Source organism: Pseudoselenomonas ruminis, from assembly GCF_008271295.1.
Taxonomy (GTDB): Bacteria; Bacillota; Negativicutes; order Selenomonadales; family Selenomonadaceae; genus Selenomonas_A; species Selenomonas_A ruminis.
The window spans coordinates 1-23,468 of the sequence record NZ_VTOY01000012.1 but is presented as its reverse complement, the minus strand read 5'-3'; the positions used below and the strand labels follow the sequence as shown (position 1 = coordinate 23,468).

Sequence of the window (23,468 nt, the reverse complement as noted above, 5' to 3'; positions counted from 1 at the left end):
GATGAAGAATTACTACTAGGGAATCAAATCGCAATAGGGGAGGAAATGATTTTGAAAAAAGTATTTTTAGCAATGATGATGCTGGCCGGATTTCTGCTTTTTCCGCAGGCGGGAGATGCTGCAATGTGCGGGATTAATACCGAGGGTGGCATGTATGTGACCAACTGCGAAAGCTGGGTCAGCCTGCGGTCGTATGCGTCGACGGAAGCGCCGGTGCTCGAGCGGATTCCGCTGGGGGCGAAGGTAACGATTATCGATGACAATGACCCGTGTTACAATGAGATGGTATTTGCGCATGTGCGGTATCAGGGACGGCGCGGGTATGTTCTCTATAGCTATCTGACGCCGAAATGGACGTTGTATCGCGTGGTCAACTGCAATGAGTGGATCAGCTTGCGCACGGAACCGTCGACGGAGGCACCAGTGGCAGCCCGCATTCCGCGAGGGGCACAGGTACGCTTTGTCAAACAGGCGGAAAATGGCTTTTATTATGTGGAATATAATGGCAGATTAGGGTATGCCCTGTCGTATTATCTGGACTGAGGGATGAAAAGAAGGCTGCAAAATTGCAGTTTGTAGGTTACACGAATCTCATTCGAAGCAACTCTTCGCCGCCGCTAGGGGCAGTGCCAACACTACGCGGGAGATGTTTTTCTAAACGAAATTTTTATCTTTAATTAAGCATCGAAAAAGTTGCAAAACGCGCTTCGCTTGAACGGTAGCAATTTTTCGACGAACGGTGAGGATAAAAATTTCGTTCTTCACGAAAAACATCAAACGCTTCGTTTATGGCACTGCCCCTAGCGGCGGCTGAGTCTGTGGCAAGTTTCGTAGGGCTGCACCCTCCGAGGGCGCAGCAATTCGTGCCGACTCTAACCGAGGCGGCGGGGGCCCCAGTACCATAAGCGTAGCCTTGACGTTCCGCGTGAAGCAAGAAATTTTTGCCTGCGTTCTCGTTGGAAAAGCAGTTTCGTCCAAGCGAAGCGCGTTTAACTGTTTTCCAACTCTTAATTAAAAGGCAAAAATTTCTTGTAGCGAGTTGTCACCGGTGGAGCGTTGGTACTGGGGCCCCCGCCGCCGGCGACTTACCTCGAATACGAACTGGGTACTACTCCCCTGCAAACTGTAATTTGTAAAATGTATATGGATAATTTCACAGGAAGCCCCCATAAGTTAGACGAATCAATCTAACTTATGGGGGCTTCTGTATTTTATGTCACCGTAAAGGGATTTTTCACCGTCTCTTTTTGATTATTTGATTTCGCCGATATCCATGCTGATATCGAGGGCTTTGACGCTGTGGGTGAGTGCTCCGACAGAGATGATGTCGACGCCGCTTTGGGCGGCTGCGGCAAGGGTGGTTTCGTCGATGCCGCCAGAGGCTTCGACAATGGCGCGGTGGTCGATGAGTTTTACAGCTTCGGCCATCTTGGCCGGGGCCATATTATCCAGCATGATGACATCGGCGCCGCCTTCGAGGGCTTCCTTGACGCCTGCGATATCTTCCACTTCGATTTCGATTTTGGTCATATGGGAGGCATAGGCATGGGCACGGTCAAGGGCTTCTTTGATGCCGCCGGCTACCTGGATGTGGTTGTCCTTGATGAGGATGGCATCGTAGAGGCCGAGACGGTGGTTGGCACCGCCGCCGACTTTGACGGCGTATTTATCCAGCAGGCGCAGGCCCGGCGTGGTCTTGCGCGTGTCGACGAGTTTGGCGCCAAAGGGTGCGGCGATGGCGGCGAGTTTATGGGTGCGGGTGGCAACCCCCGACAGGTGCTGCAAAAGGTTTAGGGCCAGCCGCTCACCGGACAGCAGGGTGCGAGCCTTGCCATCGATGGTGGCAATGACAGAGGCGGGGGTGAGTTCGGCACCGTCTTCGAGCTGGGCGGCGAATTTTATCGTGGGGTCAAGCAGCGTAAAGACGCGCTGGGCGATTTCGATACCAGCGAGGATGCCGGTATCCTTGGCGTGGATGATGGCATGGGCGGTGGCAGTTTCGGGAACGGTGGCAAGGCTGGTAATGTCACCGCTGCCAATATCTTCCTGGAGCCAAGCGATGATTTTGGAATCGAGGTCTAACATGGTCATAGTTGAATTTTCCTTTCGTTATAGGGCAAAGCCGATGGCGGCGGCTGCTGTTTTTTCTTCCTTTATGTTTTGGGCATCGTCGTATACAGGCCGCGTATCACTGAAGTGCTTCCGGTAGGCGTCGTCTTTTTGGGGAAAATCGCTGCGGTAATGTGCGCCGCGGCTCTCTTGGCGGCGCATGGCTGCATGGACAACCAGCAGGTCGCAGGTCAGGCGGGCGCGCAGGTCAAGTTCCTCTGGCGTGTGGGCGGCACAGCCTTCGTAACGTTTCGTAAGATCTAGTATTTTTTCCTTCCCACGGGTAAGATCGGCGGCATTGCGCGTGATTCCGAGATAGCGGCTCATGATTTCCTGACTGCGGCGGCAATCCTCCGTGACCGATTCTAAGGGGGCTTCGGAGAGATTTTCTTCCTGCCAATAGAGGCCGCGGTCGGCCTGTGGCAATCGTGTCTTGCCGATAATGGTGGCAGCGCGGCGGCCGAATACCAAGCCTTCGAGCAGGCTGTTGCTGGCCAGGCGGTTGGCTCCCTGCAGGCCCGTGCAGGCGGCTTCGCCGCAGGCGTAGAGGCCCTTTAGATTCGTGCGTCCCCAGGTGTCCGTTTTGATCCCACCCATCATATAGTGAGCGGCTGGAGCGATGGGGATTAAATCGTTTTCGATATCGACGCCGTATTCACGGCAGGTGGCGGCAATCATGGGAAAGAGTTTGGCGGCATTTTTGATATGGCGGGCATCAAGCCAGATATGGGTAGCATTGGCTTTGGTCATCTCTTGGAAGATGCAGCGCGCTACTACGTCGCGCGGGGCGAGTTCGGCCATGGGGTGAAGGGCTGGCATGAAGCGCTTTCCGTCAAGATTGACGAGATGCGCACCAGCACCGCGGACGGCTTCAGAAATCAGGAAATTCGGGCAGCCGGGAAGTGCCAGTGCCGTAGGATGGAATTGTACGAATTCCATATCGGCAACCGTGGCGCCTGCCCGAACGGCAAGGGCTGTGCCGCTGCCTGTGGCCCCTTCCGGATTGGTGGTGTGCAGAAATAGGCGGCCAAGTCCGCCGGTAGCCAGTACCGTATGCTGGGCGCGCAGACAGATTTTCCGTCCGTGCCAGAGGGAAATGGCCCCATAGCAGCGGCCTTCATGAGTGAGCAGGTCAACGATATAACAGCCTTCCAGAGTGCGGATGTTTGGTTCGGTGGCGGCTAGTACCGTTAAGGCGCGGGCAACTTCGGCACCGGTAGCGTCACCATGACTGTGGACGATGCGGTTGCGGCTGTGACAGCCCTCGCGCCCTAGTGCGAGGGAGCCATCCTCGGTACGGTCGAATTCGGCGCCGTTATTTGCCAGCCAGCGGATGTCGTCAGGACCTTCGGTCACGACCAGTTGGGATACCGATTCGTCGCTTAGTCCGGCGCCAGCGGTGAGGGTATCCTGCAGATGAAGGGCGGGATTGTCATCTTTGCCGAAGGAGGCGGCAATTCCGCCTTGTGCCTTGGCGGTGTTGCTGTCCGCAAGGGTATCGCGGACGGCGAGCAGTACATGGTGGCCGTGACGTGCCAGCTGGATGGCTGCCGTAAGGCCCGCGACGCCAGAGCCAACGACCAGGCATTCGGTGTTGCGGGTTTCCATATTGCGGGTGTTAAAATTCATCAAATAGCGCTGCATTGTTCATTACCCCTTTATTGCAAGCATTTTTTCCAGCGCGGCGGCGGAGCGTTCCCGGATCTCGTCGGGAACGATAACGCGTGGTTCCAGCGTTTTTAGGGCGTCGCGTACTTTTTCCAAGGTGGTTTTCTTCATGTTGGTGCAAAGCAGGCGGCGGGAGGCCAGGTGGAATTGTTTGTTTGGGCAGCGCTCAGACAGTTCATACAGGACACCTTCCTCGGTGGCGATGATGAATTCTGTGGCTTCGCTTTTTTCTGCGTACTTTATGATGCCACTGGTACTGCCGACGTAGTCGGCCAGTTCGCGGACCTCGGCGCGGCATTCGGGGTGCATGAGAACTAAGGCATTTGGATATTTGATTTTGGCCATGCGGATATCGGTTACGGTGAGCATTCCGTGAATCGGACAGCCACCCTGCCATTTGAGCAGGGTGCGGTTGCACTGCTCCTCGGCCCAGGAAGCGAGGTTGCGGTCCGGGACGAAGATGACTTCTTTGTCTTTCGGAAGTGAATCGACTACTGCGGCGGCATTGGAGGAGGTGCAGCAGATGTCGCTCATGGCTTTGACCGAAGCCGGCGTATTCACATAGGAGACGATGAGGGCATGAGGATTGTCAATTTTGGCCTGACGAACCTGTCCCTCGATGGCGTCAGTGAACATCTGGCAGCCTGCATCAGCGGCTGGCAGCAGGGTGATTTTGTCTGGCGACAGGATGTTGGCGGTTTCGGCCATGAAGCGGACGCCGGCGAATACGATAACGTCAGCATCCGTTTCGGCCGCCTGACGGGAAAGCCCGTAGGAGTCGCCAGTGAAATCGGCAATTTCCTGGATTTCTTCTGGCTGGTAGACATGGGCAAGGATAATTGCATTGCGCTCTTTTTTCAGCCGCATGATTTCGTCGATGATATCTTCCATAGTAACGCTCCATTTTTGTAAAGTAAATAATATTGTCTACTGTCATGACAGCAGACAATATTATTATAAACACAAATGTTGCTGGTGGCAAGAAAAAGGTAGGACTGTAAATTACGCTAATGCATGGATAATCTGATAAAGTTGTTCTTTCAATTTATCAACCTCTTCGCTGGCGAATAGTTCGCCCTTTTGGTTGACAAGACATCCCATTTGGTAGGGTACTTTCTCCGCATCGTTCCGGAGGGCCGTTCCCTTATCGGTGATGGAAACCATGAGGATGCGTTCATCTTCTGGATTGCGATATCTTTTGAGGTAGCCCATGGCTTCCAATTTTTTCAGCAGCGGAGTCAGCGTTCCGGAATCGAGATAAAGAAGTTTGCCGAGGTCGCGCATGGAAATTTTATTATATTGCCAAAGCACCATCATGGTGATGTATTGGGGATAGGTAAGACCAAGTTCCTTCAGGAAAGGGGTATAGGCCGCGACGATTTTCCTGGCACAGGCATATAGTGGAAAACATAACTGGTTTTCCAGCAGCAGTGGGTCGCAAGTCGGTTTGTTACTCATAGTTTACTCCTTAATGTTACAAGTGAATTTTTCTAGCATCTATTCTACCATCCTATTGATATCAAATCAAATGAGATTTAAAAAATTCCATTTGACAAAATGGAATTTGGCTGTATAATAAAGCGTGTAAGATGAAATTAAGGACTTGAAGCGTCCTGTGCAGAATTGCCCGCTTGGTGCATGGCATTTAAGGAGGAAAACATTATGAGCATTTACGGACTGACGAAGGGGACGGATCTTGAGAACACGATGAAGGCTATCATGCAGGCTGAGGCCAATGGCACCATGATGTATTACGCGCTGGCCCGTTTAGCTAAGGAACAGGGCTATGACGATGTTGCGGCTGAGCTCATTGAATCTGCCAACCAGGAAGCTGTTCATGCCGGATTCTACGCTGTGATGAATGGCAAGTATCCGCAGGATTTCTGGAACCTCCTGCGTACGGTGCAGAAAGCAGAAACAAATGGCGAGGCACAGGTCAAGGCCGTGGCCGATAAAGTAAGGGCGGCAGGTTTTGCCGAGGCTGCCGATGAGATGGAAATCTTTGCCAAGCAGGAAGGCCATCATGGCGTAGTTATCGGCAGGATTCTGGAAAAATATCAGCCGGAGAAAAAAGCTCCCGCGGGGAAAGTCTATATCTGCCCTGTCTGCGGCTTCGAGCATGAAGGGGATATCAATGATGAGCCGGACGATTACGTCTGCCCCCTCTGCGGCCAGCTCAAGAGTGTTTTCCAGGAAGCTAAATAATATTTCTATTCGATGATTGGCATGTAGAGACAAGGAGCTGATGGTATGGAGAAAAAACGTATCCACAAGGATATAGTCATTATTGGTGCAGGCATGGCAGGGCTGACCGCAGCACTCTATGCCGGACGCATGAATCTGGATGTGCTGGTGCTGGAAAATGGCATTGTAGGCGGACAGATTGCCAATGCTGCAGGCATTGAGAATTATCCTGGCTTTGCCAAAGTTTCCGGCAAGGAGCTCATGGGCACCCTGCAGCAGCAAGCAGAGAGCTTTGGGGCGGTCATCGATGAGTTTGACTCTATCGTGAAGGTCACCTTGAAGGGGCAGCCCAAACTGGTGGAGACGGAGGAGCATATCTATGAGGCCGATGCCGTTATCATCGCCTCGGGTATGAATCGCCGCAAGCTGCCCCTGCCGGAGGAGAAAAGGTTTGCTGGCAAAGGCGTGCATTATTGTGAACTCTGTGATGGACACATGTATCAGGATAAGGTCATCGCCGTTATGGGTGGTGGCAATGCGGCTGTGGATGCCGCCAATTTCCTCAGTAAGTATGCCAGCAAGCTCTATCTGATACACCGTTCGGATTTCCGGGCCGATGAAGTCTCCCAAAAACGGTTAAAGGAAAATCCCAAGGCAGAAATCTTCCTGCAGACGGAAATCAAGAGTCTGCAGGGCGAGGGCCGTCTGGAGAGCATTGAGGTGCTGGATAAGGTTTCGGGAAAGCTCCGCAGCCTGCCGGTGGACGGCATTTTCGTCAATATCGGTGTGGTGCCCAATACAGAGCTATATAAGGAAGAACTGCCACTGACTCCCGCTGGCCGTGTCGAGGCAGGGGAGGATTGCCGCACAGCTATCCCCGGCGTTTTTGCCGCCGGCGATGTGCGGGAAAAGGAAATACGCCAGCTGACTACCGCCGCTGCCGATGGCACGGCAGCAGCCTTGCTGGCTGAGAAATATCTGGTGAAAATAAAGGAGGGTAATCCCGTATGGTAAAAGTATATTCAATCAACGATTGTCCCTGGTGCGAAAAGGTAAAGAAGTACCTGAAGAGCAAGAATGTGGAATTTGAAGAGCACAATATCGAGGAAAATGATGTTGACCGTGATGCCTGCTATGAGCTGACGGGAGACACCATGGTTCCGATCACTACGGTCAATGACAAAGACTATGTGCTGAGTTTTGACAAGGCCAGGCTGGACGAAATGCTGGGCCTTTGATGAAAGCAAGTTTGCTGTAAGAGAGGAGAATTATTATGGGCATTTATGATTTTGTGGTAAAGACCAATAAAGGCGTGGAAAAATCTTTAGCGGACTATAAGGGCAAGGTATTGGTAATCGTCAATACGGCCTCCAAGTGTGGTTTTACGCCCCAGTTCAAGGAATTGCAGGACCTCTATATGAAGTACAAGGGACAGGGGCTGGAAATCCTGGGCTTCCCCTGCAACCAGTTTGCTGAACAGGAGCCGGGCAGCAATAGCGAAGTGCAGGAGTTCTGCCGTTTGAACTATGGTGTAACCTTTCAGATTTTCGAAAAGGGCGACGTCCGGGGCGAAACGGCCCAGCCGCTTTTCAAGTATCTGATTGAGCAGCAGGGCTTCAAGGGCTTTGATGCGTCGCACCCCATTGCGGCGAAACTTACGGAAGCCCTCCAGCAGAATTTCCCTGAGTATCTGGAAGGGGATTCCATCAAGTGGAACTTTACCAAGTTCCTGGTAGACCGTGATGGCAAGGTGGTTGCCCGTTTCGAGCCTACCTTTGCTCCGGCAGAGATGGCTGCAGAGATTGAGAAACTGCTTTGAGGAAATAAACCGCCCTCGCGGACTTTCGAAAGTCCGCGAGGGCGGTTTATATATGGCTATTATGTCCATTGTTGCGGTCAGCGTTATTGCTTGTTTTTGTAGAAGGCCAGCGTCCAGTTGTCGCGGCCGTTTTCTTTGGTTTGGTAGAGTGCCTGGTCGGCATTGTGCAGGAGGTCGGCATAGGTGGTTCCGTGGGCGGGGGAGAGCGCGATACCGATGCTGGCGGACAGGGCCGGTTTGCCTTCTTCGTTAAGTTCGAGGTTGCGGGCCGCTGTGTTGATACGGGTGGCAATGGCGATGGCCGCTGGCCGCGGCAGATTTTCAAGTATCAGGATAAATTCATCGCCGCCAAAGCGTCCAATCGCATCGTTGGCTCGGACGATATGCATGAGACAGAGGGCGAAGCGGCGCAGGATGTCGTCGCCTTTTTGATGGCCCATGGTGTCATTGGCTTCTTTGAAATGGTCCAAATCGATGATGAACAGTGCATGACAGCGTTCTGGTGCTGGCGGTTTGGCGAGAATTTCCTGGCCGGTTTTTTCGATAGCGGCCTTGTTCAGCAGCCCGGTGAGGGCATCGGTCTCAGCCAGGGTTTTGTAATTGTCGCGGCTGCGGTTTACCTCAGCCAGCGTATTGATCGTTGTTTGGAGCGCTTGATTTTTCTCTTCCAGCAGTGTCCGTTGATGTTTCAGCTTCCGGCCATAGTGCCAGAGGAACGCACCGCCGGCCAGCAGCAGCAGGAACAGTCCGATGGCAAGGCCAATCTGGATGGGATAGAAGGCCAGCAAATGACTGATGGAAAGATTCGGTTTGGTGGCAACCGTATGCTGCTGCATAATGCGGACTAAGTCCTGCGGGTCAATCTGGATAATTGCCTTGTTGAGGATGGTTTTCAGGATGCGCGGTTTGCCATCCGCTATGGCCAGTGCCATGGGCACCTGGACGTTTATGCCCGGAACAATGGTCAAATCCGGATGCAGAATCAGATTCCGTTCCGTTTCCAGATTGATGTTGTTAATCAGTGCGAAGTCGGCATCGCCGCGTGCAACCATATTCAGGCTGTCATTAGAGGACTTAGCCGTGGTATTGATTTCCCAATCCGGATATTCCTGTTGCAGGAAATAAACCAGGGAGGGCATGGGCTGGGACATGATGACGCGGGATTTTCCTGTTGTGGTTGGCGATTTTGCCTCAAAGGCGCCAATCAGCGTATAGGGGACGGTAAAGAACGAATTGGTATAGGTGAAGGGAATTTCGTCCGGACGGTTGGTGTAGATGTCCATCATGATGTCGGCATCACCATTTTCCAGTGCGGCAATCGCCTCGTCGTAGGTTTTGACGTGAACATACGAAAAGCGCAGTCCGGAGTTGCGGCTGATGAGATTGAGCAAATCTGCGTAGATGCCGGAGGCAATCCCTGTGCTGTCATCCAATTCGATGTATGGGGCGCTGCCCCCGAAGATGACGATGCGCAGTGGTTCGGCCGCTTCAATAAAGCGGCTCTCAGCTGGCGTGTAATGTGTCAGCTGGTGGTCAATGCGCTGGGTGAGCTGTTTTTTCAAGTTGGGTTCAAAGGACGGATTTTCAACGCGCAGATTGTTCATAGCCGTTTCAAATTCCCGCAGGTGTGCGGAATCTTCCAGTCGGCTGGCAACGCGTACCGGAATCCGGGCAAATGCCAGCAGGAACTGTTCGCCGGGTTTGCAGTTGGTGGCCGTATCGACGGCTAAATCGATTTCCTGGTCGACCAGCGCCTGGATGAGTTCATCCTGATTGTCAAAATAGCGCAAATCAAAGGAGAGTTCGTTATCGTGCTGGAAGGTCATGAACTGTGTATTGGCATGACGGTTTTTGATTAATCCGACCTTAGCGCCCATTATGGTACTGAGGTCATGAGCGTTGAAGCGCTTGTCGCCAGCACGGGTGTAGAGGCTTTCGATGTCAAAACCAAAGAATTCCTTACTGAAGGCAAACTTGCCAGAGGGAGTATCGGTGTAGGGATTTTCGACCGAAAGCAGCAAATCGATGGTGCCGTTAGTGAGCATCGTTTGGCTGTCGTTAATGGAGACATCGATGAGATCGTAATTCCAGCCGGCATGTTTGGCCAGCTCGTCCAGATAGGAGGCATAATAGTTGCGCATGTAAATGGACGACAGGATACTCTGGTCCGGCTCGATGTAGCCAATCCGCAATTTGGGAGCGGTGGCCGTGGCGGTAGTACTCAATAAAAGGCAGAATAAAAGCAGTATAGAAATGATTCGTTTTATCATGATATGTTTCCCTTCGAATAGGCGGTTTGCAATAAACTGTACCTTTTTATTCGGTGCGGGAGCAGTGTTCTCCTCCTTTAGTCAAATAGTCACAGAAAAACTGGGGATAACTTGCGAGTAATACACAAGTTATCCCCAGTTTGCGGTCAGTATGTGGATATTTCTGTGGATAAAACTGCTTTGCCGGCGGGAAGCCGGCTGATGACTTTGGCACCCGCCGTAGCGGCTGCCTTTTCGGCCAAAATCTGGGTCGCGTCCAGAAAATTCCCTTCGAGCTGGTACTGCGAAATGGCTAGTGGCATTTCCGTGCAGCCGAGGATAAAGGCCTCGGCACCGGCGGCCGTCATGTCCGCAAGCACCTTTCGTACCTGCGTGGTATCGTAATAGTCTCTGCCGGCTTTTACTCCGGTGTAAATCATGTCGTGGATGGCAGTTTCCTGCGCTTCATCCGGCTGGATGGTTTCAATTCCCGCATAGTGAAGGGCGCGTTGATAGATGCCGGAATGACAGGTACCGGCAGAGGCCAGCAGGCCGACTTTTTTGAGGCCCTGCTGCTGGCAGAATTCAGCCGTGGCTTCAATCATGCTGATAAAGGGGATTTTGAGGAATGGCATCATGAGCGGCAGGAAGAAGTGGGCTGTATTGCAGCCCATGATGAGAAAGTCGGCGCCCTGCGCTGTGAGCCGGTCCGCCGACTTCAAAAGCTCTGGCACCGGACTGGTTCCCTGACCGAGAATCGCCGCCGTACGGTCGGGAATATCGGTGTTGTTGTCGATGAGAAGGTGGATGTGTTCCTGGTCTTCCCGGGCGTCGGTGGCCAGGATTATCTTTTGCATGAGGTCAACAGTGGCCATGGGGCCCATGCCGCCAATAATACCGATAGTCTTCATGATCGTTCCCTCCTTTGCTTCTTGCCTATAGGATAGCATTGGCGTATTATATAAGCAAATACATATAACTTTAACAATTATATAAAAATAATCTATGAGATATGGAGGGGATATTCATGTTAACTGGCATGGATTACGTTTATGCGGTCTGGCAGGAGCGAAGTTTTTCGGCGGCGGCACGGCGCTTGTTTGTATCTCAGCCAGCGCTTTCCGCAGCGGTCAAAAAAGTAGAGCGGGAACTAGGACTGCCGATTTTTGACCGCAGCCGCAGCCCACTGCAGCTGACCGATGCAGGAAAGGCCTATATTGAAGCAGCGGAGCGGATTTATCGGATACAGCATGACCTTACCCGTTATTGCAGTGATTTGGCAGGGCTCCAGAGCGGTTCCCTGCATTTGGGCGGAACTAATTTTTTTGCGTCCTGCTTTTTGCCGCCGATGATAGAGGCATTCAGTCAAAAATATCCGCAAATCCGGCTTTCTGTGACGGAGTCGGATTCGGCGGACCTTTACGATAAACTTTCGACGGAGGAGCTGGATATCATTGTGGACAGCGGTGTCTATGATGCTTCGCTGTACGAGATTATGCCCTTTTATACCGACCATCTGCTGCTGGCTGTGCCGAGCCGGCTGGTGGTCAATGAGCGCCGCGAAGTGGCGGCAGGGAAAATGATGCGGGCCGATATTTTGGCAGGCCGTCATTTGTCGGGGGATGTTCCTGTGGTACCGCTTGAGGAATTTGCCGGGGAAGATTTTCTGCTGCTGGGCAAGGGAAACGATATGTACCGCCGCGCCAAAGGATTGTTTCAGTCGGCGGGAGTGGTGCCAAACGTACGGCTCTATCTCAATCAGCTGATGACAGCTTTCCACATGGCAAGACAGGGGCTGGGCGTTACGATTTTGACCGATACGCTGGTCAGTCTGGCCGCACCGACGGACGCGCTGGTCTACTACCAGCTGTCAGGCGAGCTGGCGACGCGGGAGACGTTTCTGGCCGTAAAAAAAAGAGGCTACCGGACGAAAGCAATGGAGGGCTTTATCCAGTCGAGTCTGGGACTCTACCAGCAAGACTCCTCCGTTGCCGGAAAATCCGGTAGCTAGATTATCTGGTCACGGCATCGTGCAAGGCAAAAATGAATTTTTTCATGTTGATATGTACCTGTGACAGGCTGGGCTTTTGCTCGTCTTCAATCAGGCGCATGGTGTTGCGGAGGTCGGCATAGTCAAAGTAAAGCGGCGCATATTGTTCAAACCGCGGGTCCGTGTAATCGACGGCGCCAAGGGTGGCGATGTGGAGATGGGCCTGGTAAATCGTGCGGCGCAGGCGCTGTTCCATTGCTTTGGCTTCGCGGGCGGCATCCGTCGTGTCCGGACGCATGCCGGCGACAGAAGTGAAGAGCATTTTGAGGCTCGGGACTTGTCCGTGATGCTGGTTCAGCCATTTTAAGATGTCGAGCAGGTCCTGGGCGCCGGGGGCCGTGGCAATGCCGAGTTCCTGCAGGATGGCAGGTCCCTTGGCGGCGGGCTTGGAAGCTAGTGGCGCCGTATTTGCCTGTGGCGTAAGGTTGGCCAGCGAATGCTGGAGATTTTGTGCGAACGCCTCAAGCCGCAGGTGTTCGCTGATGTTTTTGAGGACGCTGACAATTTCATTCCGGTTGAGGGGCTTGGTGATGTAGTAATCGACTCCCTCGCCATAGGCTTTGCCTACAAGGTCTTTGCTCTCTACTTGTGAGAGCATGATGACTTTGCCGGTAAAGCCGTTTTTTATTTTGGTCACGGCTTCGATGCCGTCGATGCCGGGCATCAGCATATCGATGATGAGAATGTCGATATGGTGGAGGGCGAGCAGGCCGTTGTCGAGCGTGGCGGCCGAGTCGAGACTTACGGCAACCTCACCGAGGTCGTAGTCTTCGATGATATCCTGAAGCATCATGCGGATGGCTTCATCATCGTCAATTAACATTATGTTCATCGTCTGATTTCCTTTCCAGCTGTTTTTGCAGTTTGGCGCAGGGCAGTTTGATTTCACAGGTGACCATGTTTTTGCCATCGGAGTCAATGGCAATCGTGCCACCGAGCATTTCCGTCTGGTGGCGGACGTAGGTCAGTCCTACGCCGCTGGAGGCTTTGCCGGTACTGTCGAATTTGGTGGTATAGCCTGGGCGGAATACTTTGTCCAGCCGGCGCGGCGGGATAAAACTGCCCGTGTTGCTGATGCTGATGTGTAAAAGGCCGTCGCCTTTTTTGCCGCTGATGGCAATGGATATGAGGCCGGAATACTTTATGGCCTCAACGGCGTTGGCCGCCAGATTGCCGAGAATTGACAGCAGCATGAAAACGTGGAGTGGTGGCAGTCCTTTTTGAATGTCGGTGTGAAACCCTACCTGCTTCTCCAGCGAGCGGGCGTATTTGGATTGGGTGTGAACCAGTAGTTTTACAATCTGGTTTGGGGGCAGGTAGTCTTCGACATGGCGGTTGCTGGTAAGCTCCTGCAGGCCTGCATAGATGCGCTGGTGATTCTTTTTGATTTCATGGCACTCTCCGGCAATGCGCAGGACTTCCCGGGCGATTGCCTGTTCTTCGGGGGTTTTCGCCCAGTTTTTTATCTTGTCGTAGACCTTGTAGCAGTCATGCGTGACATCTTCGGCGTTCTTCAGGGAGCAGCGTAGTTCGAAAGCTTCCTCATAGAGGTTGGAGATCAATAGTGCCAATCGGTTTTGCTCCTTGATTTTACGCGCGAGGCGGATTTCTGTGTTGTAAAGCTGGAACAGGAAGAAGAACGACAGGATAAAGAAGCAACGCAAAATGGCAATGAATAATAGCCGCAGCAGCATCTCAAGGGTAAAGCGGTAGCCGTGCTGATAGGCGATGGCATTCATGACGGCAAGCTCGGCAATGCCGGCAAATACCTCGGCAAAGATAGCCCAGAAGGCGATTTCCAGGGCTTGTGCGTAGATGGATTTGCGGGTGAGCTGGGGCAGGGCAAAAAATAGTGCATAAGTAAAATAGTAGAAAAAGTTTGGAACGTGAATCAAAAAGGAATGTCCTACAGGTTGTCCGTACAGGGCAATATCGAGACAAGCTCGGAATATCATCACGGCGATACCGACGGAGATGCCGAGAAAAATCCGTGAAAAAGATTGAAGCCAAAGGAGGAAAAGCAGGAAAACCGGCGAGCCGAAACTCACGCGAAAGTTTTCGAAATCGCCGGTAAAGGGATGGATTTTTGGCTCGCCGGCAATTGGCACGAGAATGAGCATGAAAACGAACAAGAACCAGTCTTGACGCAGTGGCTTTTGATTGAACATGTTAGCATCTCCGTTAAAGAATTTATGGAAAAACATATTTGTCATAAATAAAAGATATAGCAATATATTTATAGTTAATACATAGAATTTTGTAGTTTCTCGTAGTCAGATAGTTATATTAATATCATCAAATAACTCAGTCGTCAATTGAAAACAATAAAATTGACCACTGAAACGGAATTATAGGGAGGAACAATCATGGCAGATTCAAAGGGAAATCAGGGGATGAGCCCGCTGGTTCGTGGCCTCATCTGTGTGGCCATCGGTGCAATTATCTGGTTTATCCCGGCACCAGCCGGGGTGGGCCCACAGGCATGGGGCCTCTTGGCGGTATTTATCGCAACGATTGCAGGTTTCATCCTGCAGCCGATGCCAATCGGTGCAATCGCGATCATCGCTTGCGCGTTGCTGCCGGTCCTCGGCATCATGAAAGCCGGTGAAGCACTGGCAGGTTTTTCCAATACGACGATTTGGCTGATCGTATCGGCATTTATGTTTGCTGAGGGATTTATCAAAACAGGTTTGGGAAAACGTATTTCGTATATGCTTCTTTCGAAGTTCGGTAGCAGCACGCTGCGCGTCGCTTATGTTATGAGCGCGGCTGACTTCATTATCGCTCCGTTTACGCCGTCCAATACGGCCCGCGGCGGCGGTATCATCTATCCGATTGTCCGCAGTGTCACGGCAGCAGTAGGTGCTGATGCGGAGACGGGCAAAAACAAGAAGACGGGTGCTTTCCTGATGTTCAGTGCCTATGCCGCTGTCATCACGTCGGCTTGCATCTTCCTGACGGGTGCATCGAACAACGTCCTTTGCAACACGCTGGCACAGGAGATGTTTGGCACCTCCATCGGCTGGGGTGAGTGGTTTATGGCCTGCATCATTCCGGGTCTTATCCTGACGATTGCTACGCCGTATATTCTGTACAAACTCATCAACCCAGAGATTCAGGATTCTCCGGAGACCATGGCGCTGGCTAAGAAAGAGCTCGGCGAGATGGGCGCTATGAGCATCAAAGAGAAAATCCTCTGCGTGATTTTCATCGCGGCACTCATCATGTGGGCAACGGGTTCGATCCACCATATTGACTCCGCTTTCGTTGCTTTGCTGGGCCTTTCCGCTATGCTGCTGACGAAAATCCTCGATTGGTCGGATATCACGAAACAGCATGGTGCTTGGGATGTTCTCGTATGGATGGGCGTCCTCGTTAATATGGCGGCTTATCTTTCCAAATTCGGCCTGATGAAGTGGTTCGCAGGTGTGATGGCGGCTCAGTTTGCTGGCATGCCTTGGATGACGATGCTGATTATCCTCTGCCTTGTCTACACCTTCGCACACTATGTACTGGCCAGCAACAGTGCGCATATCATGGCACTCTTTGCTGCCTTTGCAACGATTCTCGTAGCTGCCGGCGCACCGGTTCTCGGTGTACTGATTCTTTTGGGCGCACTCTGCAACAGTGCCTCTTTCCTCACGCACTATGGCTGCGGTGTAACCCCGATTTTCTTCGGTGCTAACTTCATGGGCCAGGGCCAGTGGTGGAAGATTGGTTTCATCATCACGATGCTTCATATCGTAGTCTGGATGGGCGTAGGCCTGCCGGTCATGAAGATCATCGGCATGTTGTAATTGGTGTAACGGGCGGGGCCTTGGCGGGCCCTGTCCGTGTTAGCAATAATTGTCGAAATTGTTTATGAAAAATGTGCAGTGAATAAGGACAAAATTTTAAAATTGTTCTTGCATGTATTTTGTATACATGATACAATAAACGTAAATCAAGCGATTGTTTAATCGAATGATTAATATCATTTATATCTACTAAAGACTATGATGTGAGGTTTTTGGTGCTGCCGCGGGGATATTTAGCGACAGGCAAAAGAAAGGAACGTGGAAAAAATGAGAACAGAGCATGATTTCATCGGCGAGCTTCAGGTACCAGACGAGGTTTACTACGGTGTTCAGACGATGCGTGCCATTGATAACTTCAAAATCACGGGTCAGACGATTGATCCGGATTTCGTTCAGGCCTTTGCTAAAGTAAAGAAAGCCGCTGCTATGGCTAACATGGCAACGGGCCGTCTGCCAAAAGAGATTGGCGAACCGCTCGTACAGGCAGCAGACGAGATTATCGAGGGCAAATGGCTTGACCAGTTCCCGGTTGACCCGATTCAGGGTGGTGCTGGTACTTCGGTCAACATGAATGTCAACGAAGTCCTCTGCAACCGCGCCCTGGAGATTATCGGCAAACCGAAAGGGAGCTACGATATCATTTCCCCGAATAACCATGCGAACATGGCTCAGTCCACGAACGACAGCTTCCCGACGAGCATTAAAGTCTGCCTTTCCCACAAGGCAAAGAAACTCACGGCTTCGCTCGATCGTCTGGCAACGGAACTTGAGAAAAAATCGGTTGAGTACAAGGATATCCTCAAGATGGGCCGCACGCATCTGCAGGATGCTGTTCCTATCACGCTGGGTCAGGAGATGGGCTCCTACGCTTCCTCCATCCGCCGGGGCATCGCCCGCATCAACCATGCTATCGATGGCATTCATGTCATGAACATGGGCGGCACGGCAGTAGGTACGGGCCTCAACGCTGAGCCGGAGTACATCAAGAAAGTCGCTGAGACGCTCTCCGAAGTTACGGGTGAGAAATATGTTACGGCTGACAACATCATCGATGCAACGAACAACACCGATGGCTTCTCCGATGTATCGAGCGCTATGAAGACGACGGCTCTCGTACTCATCAAGATGGCTAACGATTTCCGCATGATGGCATCTGGCCCACGCTGCGGTTTCAATGAGCTCAAGCTGCCGAAACGTCAGCCGGGTTCCTCCATCATGCCGGGCAAAGTCAATCCGGTTATCGCTGAGGTCCTCGACCAGGCTTGCTATCAGGTCATTGCTAACGATATCGCCGTTTCCCTCGGCGTTGAGAACGGTCAGTTCGAACTCAATGTCATGGAGCCGGTTATCAGCTTCAATATGTTCAACTCCATGAAGTACATGGCTAATGCTGTGGATACTTTCGTGGATAAGCTCCTCATCGATTTGGAGCCGAACAAAGAGCAGTGCCAGGAATGGCTCGACAAGAGCGTTGGTGTCGTCACGGCTATGCTGCCGCACATCGGCTATGAGAACTCTGCTATGATTGCGAAGGAAGCTTACAACACGGGCAAACCGGTCCGTCAGGTCATCCTCGAAAAGGGACTCATCTCCCAGGAGAAGATGGAGAAAATCCTTTCCCCGAAACAGATGACGACTCCGGGTATTGCTGGTTAATCGCCTAACCAAGAAAATTTCTATAGATTCCCAGAAAACACCCCAGGGCATAGGTCCTGGGGTGTTTTTGTGTTACCATGGTTACGGAAATGTGTGATGGAGTTTGTTACAATCAGATTCGAATCTGTAAGCTGTATATTATATAGGAGGTTTTATTGTGAAAGGCTATGTGGATAAAGATTTATGTGTAGGTTGTGGAATGTGCACGGGCGCGTGCCCGGAAGGGTTTCGCATGGGGGATGATGGTTTGGCGGAAGGCTGGCAGGAACTGCCGGACAGCAGCATCGATGATGCCAGACAGGCGGCTGAAGACTGCCCGGTGGGGGCGATAACCGTAAAGTAACGGTTGCGCTGTATGGGCGTTGTTTCGCTTGCGGTGTAATTCGTTCTAGTATATTATATAAGAAGTATTGATATTTTAGAGGGGACGGATACCATGAGCAAGATGAATGAGAAGGCAATCCGGGCGATGCGCGATTTCCTTGATGCTGTCGGTGTGGATATCGAAGCGCGGGGCATGGAGAAGACTCCGGAGCGCGTGGCACAGATGTATCAGTTCTTATTCGATGGCATGGGAAAAGATACGTCGGACATCTGGGGAGAGACCTTTGATGCCGGTTCGGATGGTATTGTGGCTGTCCGCAATATCCCGTTTTATTCGATGTGTGAACATCATCTGGTACCGTTCTTTGGCGAGGTAAGCATTGCGTACCTGCCGAAGGATGGCCGGGTAGCTGGTTTTTCGAAATTCTCGAAGCTGGTGGAAGTCCTCTCTCATCAGCCGCAGCTGCAAGAGCGGCTGACGGCTCAGATTGCCGCCGCAGTCCAGCGTGACCTCGGAGCACGAGGCGTGCTGGTTGTGGTCGAGGCCAAACAGCTCTGCATGACCATGCGTGGCGACCTCGCGCATGGCACGCGGACCGTCACGTCGGAGAAAAACGGGGTGTTTCAAACGGATTCCGCGCTCTATCAGCAGGCATGGATGATTCTAGGAGGAGAAAAATCATAATGACTGCCAATCGCACTTACAACTTCGCCGATGGAAAATCACTGGTACTTGGCGAGCGCACGCTTGTCATGGGCATTCTCAACGTTACGCCGGATTCCTTTTCGGATGGTGGCAAATGGAATACCCGGGACAAAATGCTCTATCACATGGAGCAGATGGTAAAAGACGGTGCCGATATCATTGATATTGGCGCGGAGTCAAGCCGTCCGGGCTTTACCGTGATGCCGGCGGAGGAAGAGATTGAGCGATTACTGCCGTTCCTTGATGCACTTATTCCGGAATGCCCGGTGCCGGTATCGGTGGATACCTTTAAGGCTGAGACGGCCCGTGTGGCGGCTGAGCATGGGGTTCACATGCTCAATGACATCTGGGGCATGCAGTATGAAAAAGAGCCGGGGAAGATGGCCGCAGTAGCAGCGGAATGCGGGCTGCCCATTGTCGTCATGCACAATCAGGACGGCAAGGAATACGAAGGGGACATCATCGATTCGATGAAGGACTTTTTCCGCCGGTCGATTGCCTTGGCCGATGCTGCCGGGATGAAGCGGGAAAATATCATTTTGGACCCGGGCATTGGCTTTGGCAAGACGCCCGAGGGGAATGTAGAAGTCCTTCGCCGCCAGCAGGAGCTTTTGACAATTGATGGCGAGGAGTATCCGCTTCTTTTGGGTACTAGCCGTAAGAGCTTTATCGGGGCGACGCTGGATTTGCCCGTAGAGGAGCGCATGGAGGCTACCGGGGCAACCTGCGTCATCGGCATTATGAAAGGGGCCGGCATCGTCAGGGTACATGACGTTAAGCCGATTGCCAGGATGTGCCGTATGACAGATGTTATATTAGGCTAAGGTGAAAGAAACGATGGATAAAATAAAACTTACGGGACTCGATTTTTATGGCTATCATGGCTGCCTGCCCGAGGAACGTGAAAAGGGCCAGCATTTCCTGCTGGATATCACGATGTATGCGGATTTGAAGATGGCTGGCGAAACGGATGATTTGTCGGCGACGATTAATTATGCGGAAGTCTATGAGACGGCAAAGAAGATTGTGGAGGGCGAGCCCTGCCAGCTTATCGAGGCCGTTGGCGAGCGGACCGCAGCAGCAATCCTCAGGGATTTCGGCAAGGTGCAGAAAGTCCGCGTGACGGTTCATAAGCCGCAGGCGCCGATTCCCGGAATTTTCGAGGATGCAGCAATCAGTGTAGTAAGGACGCGCTCATGAATAGAGACGATACAGCGTATACGATTTGGCTGAGCCTTGGTGCCAATCTGGGCAATCGCGGAGAAACGATCCGCGAGGCCTTGCGGAAAATTGCCGCTATTCCGGCCACCTGTCTTTGGCAGGTGGCTTCTTTCTATGAGACGGCCCCGTGGGGGAAACTTGACCAGCCGGGCTTTATCAATACGGCGGCTGCAGTACGGACGAGCTTGCCCGTGCTGGCCTTTTTGCACGAGTGCCAGCGCATTGAACGGGATCTTGGCCGCGTCCGCCATGAGCACTGGGGGGCGCGGACTATTGACATAGACCTGCTGGCCGCGGAGGGGCAGCGCTTTGATACCGAGGAACTGCGCCTGCCGCATCCGTATCTTACCGAGCGGGCCTTTGTGCTTTATCCATTGCGTGATATTGCGGGGCGTCTCATCGTGAAGGGCAAAACTGTCGCGGCATGGTGCGAAGAGCCAGCGATTAAAAGCCAGGCAATCGAACTAGCGGCAGAACTGGATACGCCCTGGCCGCTCCGGCTGATAGCGGCAATTGATGAAAACCGGGGACTCGGAATTGAGGGCCGTTTGCTCGCACATGTCCCGGATGATATGGCACATTTTAAGTCGCTGACGGCGGGCAATGTGGTCATTATGGGACGAAAGACCGCCGAGAGCCTGCCCAAGGAAGCTCCGCTGAACGACCGCATCAATATTGTGCTGTCCCGCAGCCTGCCGGCTCTTCCAGGCTTTATCGTTTCCAATGGGCTGGCGGACTTGTGGCAAATACTAGGCGAGATTCATAAGGCTCATCCGGATAAAACGTTTTGGTGTATCGGCGGCGGGGAGGTTTATCGTGAGCTGCTGCCGTATGTGCGGGTGGCTGAGATTACCAGACTGCGGGGCTGTTATAAAGCTGACACCTGGCTGCCGGAACTTTCGGGGTTCCAGCTTGATCATGAGCAAGAAATGGAGCAGGGCAGTTTTCAACGCTGGCTGCGCATAGACAGGGAGAGAAATGACAATGGAGATATTTCATAATGACTGGGCAGAGCTGCTGGCTGATGAATTGCAGCAGCCGTATTATCGTGAGCTTCGGCAGTTTTTGATACAGGAATACCGCACGCACCGCATTTATCCCGATATGTTTGCGATATTCAATGCGCTCCATTATACGGCTTACCATGATACGAAAGTAGTGATTTTGGGGCAGGACCCCTATCATGGCCCGGGTCAGGCTCACGGTCTTTCCTTTTCCGTGTTGCCGGGCGTACAGCCGCCGCCGTCGCTGTTAAATATCTTCAAGGAACTCCAGACAGACCTTGGCTGTACCATTCCGAATAACGGCTGCCTGAAGCCATGGGCGGAGCAGGGGGTGCTGCTGCTTAACACGGTATTGACGGTCCGTGAGCATCAAGCCGGTTCCCATCAGCATCATGGCTGGGAGACTTTTACGGATAAAATCATCAGTCTGCTCAATGCACGCGAAAAGCCCATGGCCTTTATTCTTTGGGGGGCGCCGGCACGCCGCAAGAAGCAGATGATTACGAATCCGAAACACTATATTGTCGAATCGCCACATCCCAGCCCGCTTTCGGCACATCGTGGATTTTTTGGCAGCCGGCCGTTTTCGAAGGTCAACGACTTTTTGCGGGCGACGGGGCAGGACCCCATCGATTGGCAGTTGCCGAATGTGTAGCTTTTTTGCGTTTATATAAGTAAGAGCACCTCTTTATGGGAGGTGTTCTTACTTGTGGAATCGGTTCTGCTTTATTCTTGCCTTTTCGCGATAAATGCCCTAAAATAATAGTAGACTATAGCAAGAAATGAATCCATGGAGGGACGCAGAGGAAATGGATCAAAAGGTTACGATAAAAGAAGTGGCAGAACTGGCGGGAGTTTCCAAGAGTACGGTATCCCGTTATTTGAATCATGGATATATCAGCACCGAAAAACAGGAACGCGTCCGGGCCGCAATTGAACAAACTGGTTTTCAGTCGAATTTCTTCGCCAAGCGGCTCAAGACAAAAGAGAGCAAATTGATTGGCATTGTGCTGCCGCGGATGGACTCGGTAACGGTTGGCAAGCTTTTGGCAGGCATCAGCCGGGTATTGGAACCGGCTGGGTATCAGGGAATTTTACTGGTCAGCCAGCTTTCGGGCCGGAAGGAACTGGAAAATATCCGCAATTTGCAGCAGCAGGGTGTGGATGGAATCCTGGTGGATTCGGTCGGCATTACCGAGGAACATGTGAAAATTTCGCAGGAGGGAAATATTCCCATCCTCTATACGGGCCAGAAAAACGATAAAGTGCCCTTTGTCAAAATTGATGACGAGGCAGCTGGCCGAATGATGGGAGCTTACCTGCGCGAGATGGGACACAAGCATGCGGTTTTTGCCGGGGTTACCGAACAGGATACGGCGGTGGGCGTTGACCGCAAGCGCGGCTTTATCGATGCCTTCAAGGCGGGAAGATTCGGAGCCAAGGTTGATTTTGTCGAGACGGGGTTTGACTTTTTGTCGGCCTATAACCAGGCAGAAGATGTGCTGCGTTGCAAGGCCAGTGTGGTAGTCGGTGCGACGGACAATATCAGCCTGGGTATCTTGCGATATATTCACGAACGCGGCATCCGCGTGCCGGAGGAGATTTCGGTGGCCGGATTTGGCGGCTATGAAGTGGGGGCTGTCGTGTATCCGGCGCTTACGACGGTCGCGTTTGACTATGAGCTCGTGGGGATGAAGGCCGCGCAGTATATGCTCAACCTGCTTCGTGACGAGCCGGTGCAGGAAAATATGGAAATGCCGCTTTTCTTTGTCGAGCGCGAGAGCGTCCGCAATCTGAAACGTGATTATGAAAAAGAAAAGCCAGGCTCGATGAACGGCCTGGCCTGAATGGTATTTGATTCGAGGATTATTTCTTGGTGAAGGTGATGTGAGCACCGTTGGAAAGAACCGGAAGGCTTGGGCCCTTCACGATAATCTGTCCCGGCATAGAACCGGTAGCGTTGAACACGAGCGTGCAATGACCTTCCTCGCGGAGGTTGTCATTGACTGCGTCGCCAACCTTTTCGACCGTGTACTTAACACCGCCCATCAACAGTTTATCGCCTTTCTTGATGTCTTCCTTGAGTTCGCCAGGAGTGTGTTCGATGACCATATCGGACAGGTTCGGACGGATGCCTTCGTCAAGCAGGATAGCACTGCTGTTATCCGAAAGGAAGGTTTTAGCCAAATTGCCGATAGCGGTAATTGATACATCATACTTAATATCCATACGATACATTCCTCCAATAAAATACACATGAATCGTCACTTACATTTTTAGGTATCTTTTATTATATCATACTTTTCTTAAAGAAAAGGGGACAATTGCCCTTTTCTGGTTCGTTTTCAGACATTTTTTTGAATTTTTGGCTGGGTGTAAAAAAATATAAAAAATGTGTTGACAAGTGAAATATCCTTGAGTATAATATTTTATGTTGATGGCGCAGAGCGCTAGTGACACAGGGGTATCGCCAAGTTGGTAAGGCACGGGTCTCTGAATCCCGCATGCGTTGGTTCGAGTCCAGCTACCCCTGCCATATGAAAGCATAGCACCGCGAGAGCGGTGCTTTTTTGTGTATAGATTATAGGTGCACGAAGTTATAGAAGCCTCCATAAGCTTGATTCATCTACCTTATGGAGGTTCCTATAACTTCGTGCACTTTTTACAAATTACAGTTTATC

24 protein-coding genes and 1 tRNA gene are annotated in these 23,468 nt (G+C 52.0%); 16 read left to right on the top strand and 9 right to left on the bottom strand.

The genetic code is table 11. The features are described 5' to 3' along the window. Positions 1-51 precede the first annotated feature (51 nt). Positions 52-543: an SH3 domain-containing protein gene (locus tag FZ040_RS11285; protein WP_255448863.1), complete on the top strand. Its 492-nt coding sequence runs from the start codon at positions 52-54 to the stop codon at positions 541-543. 708 nt (positions 544-1,251) lie between these two features. Here FZ040_RS11285 and nadC read toward each other — a convergent pair. The 4 genes from nadC to FZ040_RS11265 form a co-directional block, all read right to left on the bottom strand. Continuing rightward, positions 1,252-2,091, bottom strand: a complete 840-nt coding sequence (gene nadC, locus FZ040_RS11280) for a carboxylating nicotinate-nucleotide diphosphorylase (protein WP_149172073.1) — start codon at positions 2,089-2,091, stop codon at positions 1,252-1,254. Between the two features lie 18 nt (positions 2,092-2,109). After that, positions 2,110-3,753 (bottom strand): L-aspartate oxidase, encoded by a 1,644-nt coding sequence (locus FZ040_RS11275; protein ID WP_149172072.1) that lies wholly within the window; start codon positions 3,751-3,753, stop codon positions 2,110-2,112. 6 nt (positions 3,754-3,759) lie between these two features. Further along, positions 3,760-4,668, bottom strand: a complete 909-nt coding sequence (gene nadA, locus FZ040_RS11270) for a quinolinate synthase NadA (RefSeq protein WP_149172071.1) — start codon at positions 4,666-4,668, stop codon at positions 3,760-3,762. Between the two features lie 111 nt (positions 4,669-4,779). Further along, a complete protein-coding gene (locus FZ040_RS11265; RefSeq protein ID WP_149172070.1) occupies positions 4,780-5,235 on the bottom strand; it encodes a MarR family winged helix-turn-helix transcriptional regulator in 456 nt (151 codons plus the stop codon). 204 nt (positions 5,236-5,439) lie between these two features. Here FZ040_RS11265 and FZ040_RS11260 point away from each other — a divergent pair, with 204 nt between their 5' ends. From FZ040_RS11260 to FZ040_RS11245, 4 genes are read left to right on the top strand one after another with little or no spacing between them, the layout of a single operon-like run. Next, positions 5,440-5,982 (top strand): rubrerythrin, encoded by a 543-nt coding sequence (locus FZ040_RS11260; RefSeq protein ID WP_149172069.1) that lies wholly within the window; start codon positions 5,440-5,442, stop codon positions 5,980-5,982. Between the two features lie 45 nt (positions 5,983-6,027). Continuing rightward, the gene (locus tag FZ040_RS11255) at positions 6,028-6,975 is read left to right on the top strand and encodes an NAD(P)/FAD-dependent oxidoreductase (RefSeq protein WP_149172068.1); all 948 of its coding nucleotides are present in this window, start codon (positions 6,028-6,030) and stop codon (positions 6,973-6,975) included. Beyond that, positions 6,969-7,199, top strand: a complete 231-nt coding sequence (locus FZ040_RS11250; protein WP_149172067.1) for a glutaredoxin family protein — start codon at positions 6,969-6,971, stop codon at positions 7,197-7,199. Before FZ040_RS11255 ends, FZ040_RS11250 begins: the two co-directional genes overlap by 7 nt. 35 nt (positions 7,200-7,234) lie before the next feature. After that, positions 7,235-7,780: a glutathione peroxidase gene (locus FZ040_RS11245; protein ID WP_149172066.1), complete on the top strand. Its 546-nt coding sequence runs from the start codon at positions 7,235-7,237 to the stop codon at positions 7,778-7,780. An 83-nt stretch (positions 7,781-7,863) separates the two neighbouring features. Here FZ040_RS11245 and FZ040_RS11240 read toward each other — a convergent pair whose 3' ends face one another. Both FZ040_RS11240 and cuyB read right to left on the bottom strand, forming a co-directional pair. Next, the gene (locus FZ040_RS11240; protein ID WP_149172065.1) at positions 7,864-10,050 is read right to left on the bottom strand and encodes a transporter substrate-binding domain-containing diguanylate cyclase; all 2,187 of its coding nucleotides are present in this window, start codon (positions 10,048-10,050) and stop codon (positions 7,864-7,866) included. Positions 10,051-10,196: 146 nt separating this feature from the next. Continuing rightward, positions 10,197-10,940, bottom strand: a complete 744-nt coding sequence (gene cuyB / locus FZ040_RS11235; RefSeq protein WP_149172064.1) for a cysteate racemase — start codon at positions 10,938-10,940, stop codon at positions 10,197-10,199. 116 nt (positions 10,941-11,056) lie between these two features. Here cuyB and FZ040_RS11230 point away from each other — a divergent pair, with 116 nt between their 5' ends. Then, positions 11,057-12,040, top strand: coding sequence for a LysR family transcriptional regulator (locus FZ040_RS11230; RefSeq protein WP_149172063.1), 984 nt, complete (start codon positions 11,057-11,059; stop codon positions 12,038-12,040). Between the two features lies 1 nt (position 12,041). On the opposite strand, the gene FZ040_RS11225 is transcribed toward FZ040_RS11230, so the two are convergent. Further along, positions 12,042-12,911: a response regulator gene (locus tag FZ040_RS11225; RefSeq protein ID WP_149172062.1), complete on the bottom strand. Its 870-nt coding sequence runs from the start codon at positions 12,909-12,911 to the stop codon at positions 12,042-12,044. Beyond that, positions 12,892-14,247, bottom strand: a complete 1,356-nt coding sequence (locus tag FZ040_RS11220; RefSeq protein ID WP_187620313.1) for a sensor histidine kinase — start codon at positions 14,245-14,247, stop codon at positions 12,892-12,894. The genes FZ040_RS11225 and FZ040_RS11220 overlap by 20 nt, the downstream gene beginning before the upstream one ends. A 198-nt stretch (positions 14,248-14,445) precedes the next feature. Here FZ040_RS11220 and FZ040_RS11215 point away from each other — a divergent pair, with 198 nt between their 5' ends. The 9 genes from FZ040_RS11215 (at position 14,446) to FZ040_RS11175 (ending at position 22,634) form a co-directional block, all read left to right on the top strand. Further along, positions 14,446-15,876: a DASS family sodium-coupled anion symporter gene (locus tag FZ040_RS11215; RefSeq protein WP_255448862.1), complete on the top strand. Its 1,431-nt coding sequence runs from the start codon at positions 14,446-14,448 to the stop codon at positions 15,874-15,876. 267 nt (positions 15,877-16,143) lie between these two features. Beyond that, positions 16,144-17,532 (top strand): aspartate ammonia-lyase, encoded by a 1,389-nt coding sequence (locus tag FZ040_RS11210; RefSeq protein WP_149172060.1) that lies wholly within the window; start codon positions 16,144-16,146, stop codon positions 17,530-17,532. 157 nt (positions 17,533-17,689) lie between these two features. Then, a complete protein-coding gene (locus FZ040_RS11205; RefSeq protein WP_149172059.1) occupies positions 17,690-17,875 on the top strand; it encodes a ferredoxin in 186 nt (61 codons plus the stop codon). A 102-nt stretch (positions 17,876-17,977) separates the two neighbouring features. Beyond that, positions 17,978-18,541, top strand: coding sequence for a GTP cyclohydrolase I FolE (gene folE, locus FZ040_RS11200; protein WP_149172099.1), 564 nt, complete (start codon positions 17,978-17,980; stop codon positions 18,539-18,541). Further along, positions 18,541-19,386, top strand: coding sequence for a dihydropteroate synthase (folP, locus tag FZ040_RS11195; protein WP_149172058.1), 846 nt, complete (start codon positions 18,541-18,543; stop codon positions 19,384-19,386). The genes folE and folP overlap by 1 nt, the downstream gene beginning before the upstream one ends. Positions 19,387-19,399: 13 nt before the next feature. Further along, a complete protein-coding gene (gene folB / locus FZ040_RS11190) occupies positions 19,400-19,762 on the top strand; it encodes a dihydroneopterin aldolase (protein WP_149172057.1) in 363 nt (120 codons plus the stop codon). Next, complete coding sequence (gene folK, locus FZ040_RS11185; RefSeq protein ID WP_149172056.1) at positions 19,759-20,784, top strand: 2-amino-4-hydroxy-6-hydroxymethyldihydropteridine diphosphokinase; 1,026 nt, start codon at positions 19,759-19,761, stop codon at positions 20,782-20,784. Before folB ends, folK begins: the two co-directional genes overlap by 4 nt. Next, the gene (locus tag FZ040_RS11180) at positions 20,762-21,442 is read left to right on the top strand and encodes a uracil-DNA glycosylase (protein WP_149172055.1); all 681 of its coding nucleotides are present in this window, start codon (positions 20,762-20,764) and stop codon (positions 21,440-21,442) included. The genes folK and FZ040_RS11180 overlap by 23 nt, the downstream gene beginning before the upstream one ends. Positions 21,443-21,596: 154 nt before the next feature. Further along, positions 21,597-22,634, top strand: coding sequence for a LacI family DNA-binding transcriptional regulator (locus tag FZ040_RS11175; protein ID WP_149172054.1), 1,038 nt, complete (start codon positions 21,597-21,599; stop codon positions 22,632-22,634). Between the two features lie 19 nt (positions 22,635-22,653). Here the strand turns inward: FZ040_RS11175 and FZ040_RS11170 are convergent, their stop codons facing one another. After that, positions 22,654-23,016 (bottom strand): PTS glucitol/sorbitol transporter subunit IIA, encoded by a 363-nt coding sequence (locus tag FZ040_RS11170; RefSeq protein WP_149172053.1) that lies wholly within the window; start codon positions 23,014-23,016, stop codon positions 22,654-22,656. 231 nt (positions 23,017-23,247) lie between these two features. Between FZ040_RS11170 and FZ040_RS11165 the strand changes: the two genes are divergently transcribed. Continuing rightward, positions 23,248-23,323, top strand: a tRNA-Gln gene (locus FZ040_RS11165). Positions 23,324-23,468: the final 145 nt, after the last annotated feature.

Excerpts from the sequence above, each read along its gene's own strand:
- nadC (WP_149172073.1), bottom strand. The coding sequence starts at position 2,091 with ATGACCATGTTAGACCTCGATTCCAAAATCATCGCTTGGCTCCAGGAA.
- FZ040_RS11275 (WP_149172072.1), bottom strand. The coding sequence starts at position 3,753 with ATGCAGCGCTATTTGATGAATTTTAACACCCGCAATATGGAAACCCGC.
- nadA (WP_149172071.1), bottom strand. The coding sequence starts at position 4,668 with ATGGAAGATATCATCGACGAAATCATGCGGCTGAAAAAAGAGCGCAAT.
- FZ040_RS11265 (WP_149172070.1), bottom strand. The coding sequence starts at position 5,235 with ATGAGTAACAAACCGACTTGCGACCCACTGCTGCTGGAAAACCAGTTA.
- FZ040_RS11260 (WP_149172069.1), top strand. The coding sequence starts at position 5,440 with ATGAGCATTTACGGACTGACGAAGGGGACGGATCTTGAGAACACGATG.
- FZ040_RS11255 (WP_149172068.1), top strand. The coding sequence starts at position 6,028 with ATGGAGAAAAAACGTATCCACAAGGATATAGTCATTATTGGTGCAGGC.
- FZ040_RS11250 (WP_149172067.1), top strand. The coding sequence starts at position 6,969 with ATGGTAAAAGTATATTCAATCAACGATTGTCCCTGGTGCGAAAAGGTA.
- FZ040_RS11245 (WP_149172066.1), top strand. The coding sequence starts at position 7,235 with ATGGGCATTTATGATTTTGTGGTAAAGACCAATAAAGGCGTGGAAAAA.
- FZ040_RS11240 (WP_149172065.1), bottom strand. The coding sequence starts at position 10,050 with ATGATAAAACGAATCATTTCTATACTGCTTTTATTCTGCCTTTTATTG.
- cuyB (WP_149172064.1), bottom strand. The coding sequence starts at position 10,940 with ATGAAGACTATCGGTATTATTGGCGGCATGGGCCCCATGGCCACTGTT.
- FZ040_RS11230 (WP_149172063.1), top strand. The coding sequence starts at position 11,057 with ATGTTAACTGGCATGGATTACGTTTATGCGGTCTGGCAGGAGCGAAGT.
- FZ040_RS11225 (WP_149172062.1), bottom strand. The coding sequence starts at position 12,911 with ATGAACATAATGTTAATTGACGATGATGAAGCCATCCGCATGATGCTT.
- FZ040_RS11220 (WP_187620313.1), bottom strand. The coding sequence starts at position 14,247 with ATGTTCAATCAAAAGCCACTGCGTCAAGACTGGTTCTTGTTCGTTTTC.
- FZ040_RS11215 (WP_255448862.1), top strand. The coding sequence starts at position 14,446 with ATGGCAGATTCAAAGGGAAATCAGGGGATGAGCCCGCTGGTTCGTGGC.
- FZ040_RS11210 (WP_149172060.1), top strand. The coding sequence starts at position 16,144 with ATGAGAACAGAGCATGATTTCATCGGCGAGCTTCAGGTACCAGACGAG.
- folE (WP_149172099.1), top strand. The coding sequence starts at position 17,978 with ATGAATGAGAAGGCAATCCGGGCGATGCGCGATTTCCTTGATGCTGTC.
- folP (WP_149172058.1), top strand. The coding sequence starts at position 18,541 with ATGACTGCCAATCGCACTTACAACTTCGCCGATGGAAAATCACTGGTA.
- folB (WP_149172057.1), top strand. The coding sequence starts at position 19,400 with ATGGATAAAATAAAACTTACGGGACTCGATTTTTATGGCTATCATGGC.
- folK (WP_149172056.1), top strand. The coding sequence starts at position 19,759 with ATGAATAGAGACGATACAGCGTATACGATTTGGCTGAGCCTTGGTGCC.
- FZ040_RS11180 (WP_149172055.1), top strand. The coding sequence starts at position 20,762 with ATGACAATGGAGATATTTCATAATGACTGGGCAGAGCTGCTGGCTGAT.
- FZ040_RS11175 (WP_149172054.1), top strand. The coding sequence starts at position 21,597 with ATGGATCAAAAGGTTACGATAAAAGAAGTGGCAGAACTGGCGGGAGTT.
- FZ040_RS11170 (WP_149172053.1), bottom strand. The coding sequence starts at position 23,016 with ATGGATATTAAGTATGATGTATCAATTACCGCTATCGGCAATTTGGCT.